Here is a 13,644-nt window from a genome sequence, read left to right on the forward strand (position 1 = left end):
GGTCAAGAGCGGGTCGACGGAGCTGAAGATGTGCCTGTAGAGCGACCGAACACGTGAACCTACTCGGCCGCCGTTGGTCGCGGGTTCACCTACGACAAGGAAAGTGTCGGTGGTGCCGTCTAGGTTCACGGTGTGGTGGCACATCTGGTGAACCTGGTCTTCGATTCGGCCCTTCCCAGGGATCTGGCGGGTTTCTGGGAAGGGCTGTTCAGCTGGGACGCGCCGTTCGAGCCGGCGTTCCGGTCCGAAACGCGCCCCAAAGGGCGCAAGAACCGGCTGCATCTGGATCTGGCGAGCCGTTCGCCCGGGCACCAGGCCGAGCTGGTGGACCGTGCGCTGTCCCTCGGCGCACGACACATCGACATCGGCCAGGGCCCGCCGGAGGAGAAACGGGTGCCGTGGGTGGTGCTCGCGGATCCGGAGGGCAACGAGTTCTGCGTTCTCGAGCCTCGAGAGCAGTACGAGGGCACCGGCGCGATCGCGGCGGTCGTCGTCGACGCCCTCGACCCGGAGCGGCTCGCGCGGTTCTGGGCGGCCGCGCTGGGCTGGGAGATCGGCGTCCGGGAAGAGACGATCGTGGGCCTGCGGCCGCCGGACGGTCGCGGCCCCTGGGTCGAGTTCCTCGCCACGAAAGAGGACAAGCTGGAGCGGAACCGGCTGCGCTTCGAGGTCGCGCCGGGGCCGGGCGGGAGCCGGGCGGCCGAAGTCCGGCGCCTGCTGGGGCTGGGCGCGCTAGGGCGCGGTACGGCGAGACAAGGCGCCGTGTCCCTGGTGGATCCGGAGGGCAACGAGTTCAGCGTGCTCACGCCCCGCTGAGTGTTTCGCCCCGGTTGCGCGGCGGCGTCGAACGCTGACCTGAGCGAAACACCCGCGCCGTGGGCAGGCAACAACCGGCCGGGACCGTTGAGGTCATGGAGACCTATCGAGCCCGGCCCACCCTGGTCCATCCCGGCGAAGAGACGGCGGCCGCTTCGGCCTGGCGTGTCCGGATCCGCGTCGACGACCGGCCCGGCACGCTGGCCAGGATCGCGATCCGGCTGGCCGACCTCGAGTGCAACATCCTCGGGCTGTCGGTGCTGCCGGTGCCCGGCGGCGTGCTCGACGAAATCGTCCTGCGGCCGGCCACCGGGCTGCCACGGCAGCTGCTCATCGACGCGATCCGCGACGAAGGCTGTGAATGCTCCGCCGTCGTCGACGCCGATCTGGCGGAACTGGTCGATCCGGCCACCGCGACCCTCACCGCGGCCAAACGTGCCGTCGAGGAACCGAATGGCCTCGCGGAGGTGCTCCGCGGGGTCCTGGCGGCCGACGTCGTCACGAAGGTCCCGTCGATCGAGTCGAACCCGGCCCGCACGGAAGGCGGGCACCGGGCGGTGTTCCCCGCGGGGGACGGCGCCGCGTTCGTCGCCCGCCGCCGGTGGTCGCCGTTCGTCGAACTGGAATTGAGCCGCGCCGTCGCGCTGACCGGCCTGGTCGCCGCCGTCCGTGACAACGTGACCGGGCCGATCGTGCTCGACCGGCCCGACGGCGCCGCGGTCGTCCTGCGCAAGGGCGTCCCGGGTGACGCGGAAGCAGTGTCCGCGCTGCATCAGAGATGCTCGATGACGACGCTCTTCCACCGCTATCACACCGGAATGCGTGCCGTACCGCGTCGCTGGCTGCACCGGCTCCTGATGCCGCCGCGCGGGATCAGCCTGCTCGCGGTCTGCGGCCGCGACGTGATCGGCCTCGGTCAGCTGATCCCGTCGGCCGACGGCGGCGCCGCCGAAATCTCGCTCCTGGTCGAGGATTCCTGGCAGCGCCAAGGCATCGGCACGGCTTTGCTGGCCCGGCTCGCCACGCTCGCCCTGGCCAAGGGGGAGCGCGAGCTCACCGCTGTCTGCCTGCCCGGCGACGATTCCCTGTACCGCACCGCCGTCCGCGTGGGGCTCCGCCCCGAACGCGCCACCGGAGACTCCGGCACCCTGCGCTTCACGCTCCCCGACCCCCGCGTTTAGTCCTCTGGACGCGGTCGTTCGCGTTACCGACCACCGCATCCAGAGGACGAAATGCGGGAGGAGGTCAGCGGTTCCAGAACCAGTCTTTGCCCCGGGCCTCGCCGAGTGCGCGCTTCTTGCGCTCGGGAGTGAGCCGCTCCAGGTACAGCTTGCCGTCGAGGTGATCGGTCTCGTGCTGCAGGCACTGGGCGAGCACGTCGACCCCTTCGACCTCGACGGGCTCGTTGCGCAGGTCGACACCGCGCACAACGGCGTGCTTCGCGCGCACCACCGGGAACCACAGCTCCGGCACCGACAGGCAGCCCTCGCCGATCTCGTGTGTCTCCTCGGACAGCTCGACGATCTCGGGGTTGATCACGTATCCGCTCAGCCCGCCGACGTCGTAGCTGAACACCCGCAGCCCGACCCCGATCTGCGGCGCCGCCAGCCCCGCGCGCCCGGCCGGTTTCACCCCGTCCATCAGATCGGTCACCAGCGACTCGATCTTCTTGTCGAATGTCGTGACCGGGTCGCATACGGTCTTGAGCACGGGATCCCCGAAATAGCGCAGGTCGCGCATCACCATGTTCGAACGTCCTTCTCCGCAGGTCTGAGTGCCTGTTGGTGAACCCGCGTCCGCGATCGCGTCGGCAGGGCGCAATCTGGTCTTCCAGGTCGCGGCGGGTGCTGATGGCGTACGGTCACCTTCCGGACAAAAATCTCAGCTCCGCCAACAGGCTCTGAGCGGTGATTCTAGGCCCGCAGGCGCAGTCCCTTGGGAGTCGCCCGGAAACCCGCCTCCTGGAGGACGGCCGAAAGCTCCGACGTGAGCGCCACCTCGCCGTCGGCCTTCTGCACCGCGAGCTGGCCGAGCCAGCCCTCCCGCACAGCCGTGGACAGCGCCCGCGCGGCCGACCGCAACGTCTCCTGATCCTCGGTGAAGCTCAGCAGCGACCGGCCGCCTCGCTCCACGTACATCGCCGGGACACCGTCCACTAGTACCGCCAGCGCGCCCGCTTTCCTTGCCGGGCGGTGCTTCGTGTCGCCCGTCGCGGCGGGCCACGGCAACGCGGCACCGTAGGGCTGGGCCGGATCGGCGGCGGCGAGCACGACGGCGCCTTCGGTGGTCGTGCGCTGGTTCCCGGATTGCGCGCGCAGCCTGTCGACGGCGCCCTTCGCCGCGAACTGTGCCGCGCCGAGCCCTTCGACCACGTATCCCCGGACGACCTGGCCCGAATCCTCCATCCCGCGCAAAACCTTGTAGATCCCGGAAAAACCGCCCGTGACGCGTTCGGTGTCGAGAGCTCCGCGGGTGAGGACGCCGTGCCGCTCCAGGAATGCCTCGGTCCGCGCGTGCGCGCGCCTGGTCGGATCCGGTTCGCGATCAGGGGTCAGGGCCCAGCGTCCCGCGACCGTCGGCGGTCCGGTGCGCGAAGGCATCGCCGGACGACCGGCCCGAAGCCGCGCGTACCGGCCGCGAGGAGCCTGCCGCCGTGGTTTGTGCGCCGCGCCGGAGCCGGAGACCTGTGCCCGCAACGGGCCCAGTGTGTCGCCGGTGACCAGCCCGGCCCACACGAGATCCCATAGTGCGGCAACGACTTCGCCGTCGTTGGGCGGGGTCTCGACCAACGGCGACGCGCGATCCACCAGCTGCCGGAAGAACTGCGCCCCGCCCTCCAAAGTGGACAGAATGGCTTCGTGGAGCGGACCGGAGGGCAGATCGTCGTCGAGATCCGGCAACAGCAGATCGGCGACGTCCGTGGGCGCGAGCGCCAGCCAGCCGTCCCCGCCGGACAGGGAACCGCAACCACACCAGGTGACCTCGCCCGCCGTGGTGAGCTCGTCCAGTAGCGAAGGGGTGTAGCCGGGCAGCCTGCTCGGCAGGATCAGGGACTCGACCGCGCTCGCCGGCAGCGGGGCTCCGGCCAGTTGCTCGACCACGGACAGCACGTCATCCGCCGTCGGCGCCGACCGCACTCGCGCGCCGATACCGTGCCACGACGGCAGGAACCGGCCCAGTGCCGCCGGTTCGACCGGCTCGACCTCGGCCCGCAGCCGGGCCAGCGACGCCCGCCGGAGCCTGCGCAGCACCGACGCGTCGCAGAACTCGACGCCGACGCCGTGGGTCTCCGGATGCCCGACGGGGCTCAGCTCACCCCGGACCAGCCTGCCCTGTGTGGTCAGTCTGTCCAGCAGGCCGGTGACCACGGCCGTCCCGAGCCCGAACCGCTCGGCGGCCTGGCGGGCGCTGAACGGGCCACGGCTTCGCGAATAGCGGGAAAGCAGGTCTCCGACCGGATCCTCGACCGGTTCGGTGAACGCCTCCGGCACACCGACCGGCAGCGCGGTGCCCAGCGCGTCCCGCACCCGGCCCGCGTCCTCGATGGCGATGAACCGCTCGCCGCCACCGATACGCACCCGGATCACCCGTCGCGCGGCTTCCAGCTCCTCCAGCCATTCCCGCTGGATCCCGCGCGCGGCGGCCTCCTCGATCGAGAGATCGCCGAGGAACCGCAACAGATCCGCGGCTTCCTCGGCGTTGCGGGCGTGCCTGTCCGGGTCGAGCCGCTGCAGGGAGCGCTCGACCTCGGCGACGACCTCGGCGTCCAGCAATTCCCGGATCGCCTCGGTGCCGAGCAGCTCGGCCAGCAGCGTCGAATCCAGCGCCAGCGCCGCCGCGCGCCGTTCCGCGAGCGGAGCGTCCGTCTCGTACAGGAACATCCCGACGTAGCCGAAGAGCAGGCTGCGCGCGAACGGGGACGCGGACGGCGTCTCGACCTCGACCAGCTTGACCTTCCGGGACCGGACGTCGGTCATCAGTTCGCGCAGCCCGCCGACGTCGTACACGTCCTGCAGGACCTCCCGCATCGCTTCGAGTACGACGGGGAACCGCTCGTACTTGGCCGCGACCGAAAGCAGCTGGGACGCGCGCTGCCGTTGCTGCCACAGCGGGGTGCGGCGGCGCGGATCCCGGCGGGGGAGCAGCAGCGACCGCGCCGCGCATTCCCGGAACCGTGCGGCGAACAGCGCGGAGCCGCCGACCTCGGCGACGATCAGCTGCTCGACCTCCTCCGGATCGAGCAAGACGTCTTCGACTCCGATGGTGACCTCGGCGCCGTCCATGTCCAGCGCCTCGGGCAGCCGCAGCACGATGCCGTCGTCGGAATGCGCCACCTGGGCGTCGACCCCGCGGTTCTCCCGCAGCCGGGCCGCGATCGCGAGCGCCCACGGCGCGTTGACCTGCGCGCCGAACGGCGAGTGCAGGATGACGCGCCAGTCGCCCAGCTCGTCGCGGAACCGTTCCAGGAGCACGGTTTTGTCGTTCGGCACATGCCGGGTGGCCGACTTCTGCTCTTCCAGGTACGCCAGCAGGTTGTCGCAGGCGTACTCGTCCAGCCCGGCGACGGCGGCCCGTTCCCTGGCCGCCGAGGGCTCCGAAGTGGACAGTTCGCGGACGAACGCACCCAGCGCCCGCCCCAGCTCCAGCGGGCGGCCCGGGGCGTCGCCCTTCCAGAACGGCATCCGGGCGGGCTCACCCGGCGCGGGGACCACGATCACCCGGTCGTGGGTGATGTCGGTGACCCGCCAGGAGGAGGTGCCGAGCAGGATCGTGTCGCCGACGCGGGACTCGTAGACCATCTCCTCGTCGAGCTCGCCCACCCGCGATCCGGGTTTGTCGTCGCCGCCCGGCGTCATCACGGTGAACAGGCCGCGGTCGGGGATCGTGCCGCCCGACGTCACCGCCAGCCGCTGCGAACCGGGGCGGCCGTGCAGCTCGCCGCTGACCCTGTCCCAGGTGATCCGGGCCCGCAGCTCACCGAACTCCTCGCTGGGGTACCGGCCGGCGAGCATGTCGAGCACGGCCAGCAACGCGTCGTCCGGCAGGGACGCGAACGGCGCCGCGCGGCGGGCCAGCGCGGCGAGTTCGTCGACCGTCCAGGATTCGAGCGCCACCATCGCCACGACCTGCTGCGCCAGCACGTCCAGCGGATTCCGCGGATATCGCACCGCCTCGATCGCCCCGGACGCCATCCGCTCCGCCACCACCGCGCAGGAGACGAGGTCGCCACGGAACTTCGGGAACATCACCCCGCTCGACACCGCGCCGACCTGGTGCCCGGCCCGGCCGACCCGCTGCAGGCCCGAAGCGACCGTCGGCGGCGCCTCGATCTGCACGACGAGATCGACCGCGCCCATGTCGATGCCCAGTTCCAAAGAGGACGTCGCCACGACACACGCCAGCCGCCCGGACTTGAGCTCCTCTTCCACATGCGTGCGCTGCTCACGCGACATCGAGCCGTGGTGCGCCCGCGCGATCACCGGGGCCGCGCCGGTGGTGAGCCCGGACTGGCCGATCGCCTCGGCCGGATACCGCTGATCCGGCTCCAGCTCGCTCTGTTCCGCCACGAGTTCGTTGAGCCGGGCCGTCATCCGCTCGGTGAGCCGCCGCGAGTTGGCGAACACGATGGTCGACCGGTGCGCCTGGATGAGTTCGAGGACCCGCTCCTCCACCGCGGGCCAGATCGACGGCCGTCGCGGCGCGCCGTCGATGTCCTCCAGCGAGCCGGGCAACCGTGCGAGGCCCGCGTCGAGGTCTTCGTTCTGTTTGGGCCCCTGAGGACCGTCGAGATTGGACATGTCCTCGACGGGGACCTCGACACGGACCTCGATCGTCTTCGCGAGCTTCGGCTGGACGATGGTGACCGGCCTGCCGCCGGCCAGGAACGAGGCGACCTCGTCGATCGGCCGGACCGTCGCCGACAGCCCGATCCGCTGGGCGGGCTTCTCCAACAAGGCGTCGAGCCGCTCCAGGGACAAGGCCAGATGCGCGCCGCGTTTGCCGCCCGCGACCGCGTGGACCTCGTCGATGATCACCGTCTCCACGCCGCGCAGCGAATCGCGGGCGGAGGAGGTGAGGATGAGGAACAGCGACTCCGGTGTGGTGACCAGCACGTCCGGCGGGGTCTTGCCGAACGAGCGCCGCTCGGCGGCCGTGGTGTCACCCGTGCGCATGCCGACGCCGATGTCCGGCACCGGCAGCCCCAGCCGCCGCGAGGCCTGCGAGATGCCCGCCAGCGGTGCCCGCAGGTTGCGCTGGACGTCGACCGCCAGCGCCTTCAGCGGCGAGACGTAGAGGACGCGGCAGCGTTTCCGCGGCTCGGACGGCGGCGGCTCGACCGACAGCCTGTCCAGTGCCCAGAGGAAGGCCGACAGCGTTTTACCGGAGCCTGTCGGGGCCACGACCAGTGCGTGTTCCTTCGCGTGCGCGGCGTGCCACGCCCCCTCCTGCGCGCGGGTGGGCGCGGCGAAGGCCCCGGTGAACCAGTCCCTGGTCGCGGGGGAGAAGAGGTCGAGTACGTCTGCCACGCCCTCCATAGTGCGCCGGACCACCGACAGTTTCGCTCCGAGGGCTGTGACGAGGCACCCGGTCGGGACGAGATCGGCGGGTTCCGCACGTGCGGTGACCTCGCTCATGGGAGCATCACGGCCAGCGCGGCCGGATCGGTACTTGGGGCGGCCGCCGTTCGTCTGTTGAAGGGGTATGAGCTGTGCGGATCCTGTCGGTGGACCTCGGGACGTCCAACACCGTGGCCGTCCTATCGGCGCACGGGAGGCCGCCGCGGGTGGTCGAGGTCGACGGTTCGGCCAACATGCCGTCCGCGGTGTTCGCCACCGAGGACGGCACGATCATGGTCGGCCGCGACGCCGAACGCCGGGCCCGGCTCGACCCGACCCGCTTCGAGCCCAACCCCAAACGCCGGATCGACGAGCAGACGCTCCTGCTGGGCACGGACGTCATCCCGGTCACCGAGGTGCTGGCCGCGATCCTGCGCCGCGTCCTCGACGAGACCACCCGCCAGCTCGGCGGCGAACTGCCCGACGAGGTCCGGCTCACCCACCCCGCGCAGTGGGGGCAGACCCGCCGCAACGTGCTGCTGTCCGCCGCGCGGCTCGCCGGGATGGGCGGCAACCTCGTGCTCGTCCCCGAGCCGGTCGCCGCGGCCGCGCATTTCGCGTCGTTCCCCGGCAAGACGCTCGCGCCGGGGCAGGCGCTCGCCGTGTACGACCTCGGTGCCGGCACCTTCGACGTCGCGATCGTCGGCGCGACCCCGAACGGCGGCTTCACCGTCGTCGCCGAAGACGGCCTTCCCGACCTCGGTGGTCTCGACGTCGACCAGGCGCTGCTGGTGCACGTCGGCCGCGAGGTCTCGCACAGGGATCCCCAGCGCTGGCAACGGGTTTTGCGGCCCGAGTCCACTCCGGACCGTCGTACACGGCGCGCGCTGCAGGAGGACGTAAAGGCGGCGAAGGAAGCCCTCTCGCGGCACCCGCAGACCGAGGTCCCGATGCCGGAGCCGTTCGAGGACGTCCTCGTCACGCGAGGCGAACTCGAAGCGCTGGTGCGGCCGTCGATGCTGCGCAGTGTCGAGCTGATGTCGCGGGTGGTCCGCTCGGCGGGTATGACCCCCGACCGGCTCGCCGGTATCTACCTCGTCGGCGGTTCGAGCCGTCTCCCGCTGGTCGGCAGCCTGATCGCGGAGAAGCTCGGCGTCGTCCCCGGCAGCCTCGACCAGCCCGAGACCGCGGTGGCGCTCGGCGCCCAGCACGTCGCTTCCGACGGCATCAGCTCGCGTACGCAGGGCGTCGAAGGGCAGGTCGCGGCGGGAACCGGGGCGCATCAGGTCGGCCCCGGCGCCTCGGGACCGTACGCGCCGCCGCAGCAGGTCGCGTCGATCCCCGGCTACTCGGGCGGGGGCCCCGGCCAGTCCGGCGGCTTCCCCCAGTCGGGTTATCCGAACAGCGGTCCGCAGCAGGCGCAGCAGCCCGCGCCGACGAATTTCCCGACGTACTCCCTCGCCGGGCAGACCACCGCCGAGAAGGCGCCCGCGAGCAAGAAGAAGCCGCTCGTCATCGGCGCCATCGTGGCCGTGGTCGTGCTGCTCGCCGCCGGGCTCACGTTCTTCCTGACGTCCTCCTCGTCGACGACCTACACGGCCGACGAGTGCAAGGTGCCCGGCGCGGCCGACGACAAGGGCCTCACCGGATGCCTTCGCCAGCTCGCGGGGAAGATCGCCGACACCGGGGACTGCAAACCCGGCATGGGCAACGGGCCGGCGAAACCGGCGGAAGACCTCGGCGTGACGTCGACCTGCTCGGCCCCGGGCCGCGCCGGGACCCAGGTGACCTATCTGCAGAGCGACTCGGCGGACAAGCTCAAGGCCTACACCGACGGACTGCTCAAAGCGGCCGGCGGGGACCGCACCGAGGCCAAATGGGTCGGCAACGCGCTGGAAGGCCAGTACTCCTCGGCCGCCGGGCGGAACGCCGCCGTGCTGGTGTTCACCGTGACCGACCGGCCGCTGGTCGGCTTCATCTACCAGGTGCCCGCCGAAGGACAGACCCCGACGCCGGGTGAGCTGGCCGATTACTTCGAGAAGAGCGTCCAGCCGGGCGAATAGCCCCCTTTTCGTGATCCTCAGGTCCGTGAAGGCCTCCTTGAGGGACCCAGAGTCCCTCAAGGAGGCCTTCACGGACCGGGCTAGACTCCGCCCGATGCGTATCACGGTCTTCCGGCGGCTGATGGCCGACGAATTCGGTCCAGGACGTGCGGAAACCCTCTCCAGGGATCACGTCTTCGGCGAACTCGGGGGCCGGACCGTCGAACAGGCCCTCGACGCGGGAACCTCGGCCAAGGACGTCTGGCGGGCGGTCTGCGACGCCTTCGAGATCCCGCCCGAGCGGCGCTGACCTCGAAGAACGGGCAAGAACCTTAGCGCAACGGCGTGTCGGAGACGGCCTCGAACACACGTTCGTCTATGGTGTTGTCCACAACGGGGTCAGCGATCCACAGCTTGGGCGCGAGGCCTGGAATTGTCGGTGGTCGCCCGTAGCGTCGGACCCGACAGCTCAGAACTGAATCAAGCCCTACCCGGCTCAACCAACGAGGTGGACTCCATGGCACCAGCAGCACCCGACAAGGACAAGGCGCTCGAACTGGCCCTCGCCCAGATCGACAAGCAGTACGGCAAGGGCTCGGTCATGCGCCTCGGCGAAGAGGGCCGCGCGCCGATCGAGGTCATCCCCACCGGTGCCATCGCACTCGACGTCGCGCTCGGGATCGGCGGCCTGCCCCGCGGCCGGGTCATCGAGATCTACGGTCCGGAGTCCTCCGGTAAGACCACCGTCGCCCTGCACGCGGTCGCCAACGCGCAGAAGAACGGCGGCATCGCCGCGTTCATCGACGCGGAGCACGCGCTGGACCCGGAGTACGCCAAGAAGCTCGGCGTCGACACCGACGCGCTGCTGGTCTCCCAGCCGGACACCGGTGAGCAGGCGCTCGAGATCGCGGACATGCTGATCCGTTCCGGCGCGCTCGACATCCTGGTCATCGACTCGGTCGCCGCGCTCGTGCCGCGCGCCGAGATCGAGGGCGAGATGGGTGACAACCACGTCGGCCTGCAGGCCCGGCTGATGAGCCAGGCGCTGCGGAAGATGACCGGTGCGATGAACAACTCCGGCACGACCGCGATCTTCATCAACCAGCTGCGCGAGAAGATCGGCGTCATGTTCGGCTCCCCGGAGACCACGACCGGTGGTAAGGCGCTGAAGTTCTACGCGTCGGTCCGCCTGGACGTCCGCCGGATCGAGACGCTGAAGGACGGCGGCGAGCCCGTCGGCAACCGCACCCGCGTCAAGGTCGTGAAGAACAAGGTCGCGCCGCCCTTCAAGCAGGCCGAGTTCGACATCCTCTACGGCAAGGGTGTCTCCCGCGAGGGTTCGTTGATCGACATGGGTGTCGACCAGGGCATCCTGCGCAAGTCCGGCGCCTGGTACACCTACGAGGGCGACCAGCTGGGCCAGGGCAAGGAGAACGCCCGCAAGTTCCTGCTGGACAACCCGGACATCGCCAACGAGATCGAGAAGCGCATCAAGGAGAAGCTCGGCATCGGTGCCGCCGTCGACGCCGAAGCCGCCCCCGCGCCGGTCGACTTCTGAGTTCCGGAGCCCCGTCGACGGGGTGAAGTCGCCGATCGACCGTTTCGACTGGAGTGAGAGCTGAATGCGTGCGCCCAAAGTGGATCCGGCGGAGCTGCCGCCGGACGAGCGGAGGAAGAAGGCCAAGGAGATCTGCTTCGATCTCCTGGCCGCGCGCCCGCGTTCCACGGAGGAACTGCGTCAGGCCCTCAAACGCAAGGGCTTCGACGAGGAGACGACGGAGACCCTGCTCGGTAAGCTGGACCAGGCAGGGCTCATCAACGACGCCGAGTTCGCCGAGATGTGGGTGCGTTCCCGCCATGCCAACATGGGCCTGGCACGGACCGCCCTCGTAGCCGAACTCAAACGCAAAGGAATCGATGGGGATATCGCCGTCCAGGCCGCCGAAGAGGTGGACCGAGAGGCAGAGGAGCAGCGCGCCCGAGAGCTGGTACGGAAGCGCATGCGCTCCTTGGGCAACGTCGACGAGCAGACGGCGATCCGCCGCCTGCTGGGCTTCCTCGCCCGCAAGGGCTATCCCCAAGGGCTGGCCTACACCGTGATCCGCGACGAACTCCGCGAGTTCGGCGCCGAGTCGGCACTGCTGGACGACGCCACCCTCGACTGAGCTTCCGCACCACAGCCACTCACCGGCCGTACGGGCACTTGCCCGCGCGGCCGGTGTTTTGCGTTCCCGGCGGTTTCGCGTGACCAGCCGGACGACACACGTGTCCAGACGGACGACACGCGTGTCCAGACGGACGACACGCGTGTCCAGACGGACGGCTCGGGACAGATCCCGGCTACGCGCGTGTCGTCCGTCCCATCACGTGTGTCGTCCGTCTGATCACACGCGCCGTCCGCTCAGTCACGCGAAAGTGCCGCCTGGGCGCACCCCGGTGACCACGAGCCTGCCGTCACGGGAACCCGCACGGCCCAGATCGCCCTCCGCCAAGCCTCTGAACAGCGCCGATACGACCGATCAGGAATCGAGAAGCGCCGGAAGCCCGCCGCGAAATAGCGTTACCGGCATGAACTTCATCGACGCCATCACCCTCGAAGTGGCCGACACCGAGGCCGCCGAACGCTTCTACACCACCGCCTTCGGGCTCGGCCCCGAGCTTCGCTTCCGGGCGTCGCAGGAGCCCTCCACCGGCTTCCGCGGCTACACCCTTTCCCTCACGGTTTCCCAGCCCGCCAACGCGGACGCGCTCATCGACGCCGCCGTCGCCGCCGGGGCGACCGTGATCAGGCCCGCCGCGAAGTCGATGTGGGGGTACGGCGGAACCGTCCAGGCACCGGACGGCGCGATCTGGAAGATCGCCACCTCGGCGAAGAAGAACACCGCGCCGGCCACCCGCGAGATCGACGCCATCGTGCTCCTGCTGGGCGTCGCCGATGTGGCCGCGAGCAAGAAGTTCTACGTCGAGCACGGCCTCACCGTCGGGAAGAGCTTCGGCCGCGTGTACGTCGAGTTCGAAGCCGGCTCGAGCCCGGTGAAGCTGGCGCTGTACAAGCGCAAGGCGCTGGCCAAGGACGCCGGCGTGTCCCCCGAGGGCACCGGTTCGCACCGCATCGCGATCTGCGGCGCCGCCCCGTTCACCGACCCGGACGGATTCGCCTGGGAGACCTCGGCGCTCGCCGCCCAGTCCTGATGTGCCACTTCCGGATGCCCCCGCTCGCCGCTTATCAAGGAGAAAACGCCATGACCACGACCTACGAAGGATTCTCGGCCGAAGAGAAGGCCGCGATGAAGGAACACGCCCAGGACATGAAGAAGGCGGCGCGTCGCAGCTCGGCCGCCGACAAAGCGGCGGCCGCGGAACAGGACGTGATCGCGAAGATCGCCGAGATGTCCGATGAGGACCGGGCGCTGGCGGAGCTGGTCCACACCGTCGTGAAGGCCAACGCCCCGATGCTCGCGCCGAAACTCTGGTACGGCCAGCCCGCCTACGCGCTGGACGGCAAGCTCGTCTGCTTCTTCCAGCCCGCGGCCAAGTTCAAGACGCGGTACGCGACGCTCGGCTTCAACGACGCGGCTCAGCTGGACGACGGCGCGATGTGGGCGACCGCCTTCGCGCTGACAGGCGTCACGCCCGACGTGGAGCAGCGCATCGCCGCCCTGGTGAAGCAAGCCGTCAGCTGACGGGAGTGGCAGCCCGCTTTACCGCGTGAGTGGCCACACGCGGGACGGCGGGGAAACCCTAGGCTCGGGTGATCACTGGGAGGACGCACATGATCACCATCGAGCCCTTGAAGCCTGAAGACCGCGAAGCCTGGGAAGGCCTGTTCCGCGCGTACATCGCCTTCTACGAACGTGTTGCGCCGCAAGAGGTCTACGACCGGGCTTGGCGCGAGTTCCAAACGGGGGAGCGGATGCACGCGCTCGGTGCCCACGTGGGCGGCGAGCTCGCCGGGATCGTGCATTTCCTGGTGCACCCCAGCACTTCCGCGCTCACCGACGTCTGTTACCTGCAGGATCTGTTCACCGCGCCGGAAGCCCGCGGCAAGGGGGTCGCGCGGGCGCTGATCGAGGCCGTCGCGGACTGGGCGCGCACCCGCGAGTGCGGCAGGGTCTACTGGCACACCAAGGAATCCAACGCGACGGCGCGCCGCCTGTACGACCGGGTCGCGGTCAACCGGGGCTTCATCCAGTACCAGTTGCCACTGTGAAAACAGTGAGGGCCACCCG

11 protein-coding genes are annotated in these 13,644 nt (G+C 70.1%); 9 read left to right on the forward strand and 2 right to left on the reverse strand.

The features are described 5' to 3' along the window. The first annotated feature begins 132 nt into the window (after positions 1 to 132). Both AMK34_RS23025 and AMK34_RS23030 read left to right on the forward strand, forming a co-directional pair. Positions 133 to 816, forward strand: a complete 684-nt coding sequence (locus AMK34_RS23025) for a VOC family protein (protein WP_073846755.1) — start codon at positions 133 to 135, stop codon at positions 814 to 816. 95 nt (positions 817 to 911) lie between these two features. Further along, complete coding sequence (locus AMK34_RS23030) at positions 912 to 1,997, forward strand: GNAT family N-acetyltransferase (RefSeq protein ID WP_073846756.1); 1,086 nt, start codon at positions 912 to 914, stop codon at positions 1,995 to 1,997. Positions 1,998 to 2,061: 64 nt separating this feature from the next. Here the strand turns inward: AMK34_RS23030 and def are convergent, their stop codons facing one another. Beyond that, on the reverse strand, positions 2,062 to 2,562 hold the full coding sequence (def, locus tag AMK34_RS23035; protein ID WP_037343240.1) for a peptide deformylase: 501 nt from the start codon (positions 2,560 to 2,562) through the stop codon (positions 2,062 to 2,064). A 167-nt stretch (positions 2,563 to 2,729) separates the two neighbouring features. Next, positions 2,730 to 7,352 carry an ATP-dependent helicase gene (locus tag AMK34_RS23040; protein WP_198941745.1) on the reverse strand — a complete coding sequence of 1,541 codons (4,623 nt, stop codon included), beginning with the start codon at positions 7,350 to 7,352 and terminating at the stop codon, positions 2,730 to 2,732. Between the two features lie 173 nt (positions 7,353 to 7,525). Between AMK34_RS23040 and AMK34_RS23045 the strand changes: the two genes are divergently transcribed. The 7 genes from AMK34_RS23045 to AMK34_RS23075 all read left to right on the forward strand — a co-directional run bounded on the left by AMK34_RS23045 (position 7,526) and on the right by AMK34_RS23075 (position 13,625). Continuing rightward, positions 7,526 to 9,436 carry an Hsp70 family protein gene (locus tag AMK34_RS23045; RefSeq protein WP_073846757.1) on the forward strand — a complete coding sequence of 637 codons (1,911 nt, stop codon included), beginning with the start codon at positions 7,526 to 7,528 and terminating at the stop codon, positions 9,434 to 9,436. Positions 9,437 to 9,530: 94 nt separating this feature from the next. Then, complete coding sequence (locus AMK34_RS23050) at positions 9,531 to 9,725, forward strand: DUF3046 domain-containing protein (protein WP_016332706.1); 195 nt, start codon at positions 9,531 to 9,533, stop codon at positions 9,723 to 9,725. Positions 9,726 to 9,932: 207 nt separating this feature from the next. Continuing rightward, entirely contained in the window at positions 9,933 to 10,973 is a 1,041-nt protein-coding gene (gene recA / locus AMK34_RS23055) for a recombinase RecA (RefSeq protein ID WP_005164741.1), read from the forward strand. 79 nt (positions 10,974 to 11,052) lie between these two features. Beyond that, on the forward strand, positions 11,053 to 11,580 hold the full coding sequence (locus tag AMK34_RS23060; RefSeq protein WP_125737904.1) for a regulatory protein RecX: 528 nt from the start codon (positions 11,053 to 11,055) through the stop codon (positions 11,578 to 11,580). 403 nt (positions 11,581 to 11,983) lie between these two features. Then, positions 11,984 to 12,607 (forward strand): glyoxalase, encoded by a 624-nt coding sequence (locus AMK34_RS23065; protein ID WP_073846758.1) that lies wholly within the window; start codon positions 11,984 to 11,986, stop codon positions 12,605 to 12,607. A gap of 50 nt (positions 12,608 to 12,657) precedes the next feature. Next, the gene (locus AMK34_RS23070) at positions 12,658 to 13,098 is read left to right on the forward strand and encodes an iron chaperone (RefSeq protein WP_037343247.1); all 441 of its coding nucleotides are present in this window, start codon (positions 12,658 to 12,660) and stop codon (positions 13,096 to 13,098) included. 89 nt (positions 13,099 to 13,187) lie between these two features. Continuing rightward, on the forward strand, positions 13,188 to 13,625 hold the full coding sequence (locus AMK34_RS23075; protein WP_038516356.1) for a GNAT family N-acetyltransferase: 438 nt from the start codon (positions 13,188 to 13,190) through the stop codon (positions 13,623 to 13,625). The last annotated feature ends 19 nt before the right edge of the window (positions 13,626 to 13,644 follow it).

Origin of the sequence: Amycolatopsis sp. CB00013, from assembly GCF_001905755.1 — a bacterium.
GTDB lineage: Bacteria > Actinomycetota > Actinomycetes > Mycobacteriales > Pseudonocardiaceae > Amycolatopsis > Amycolatopsis japonica.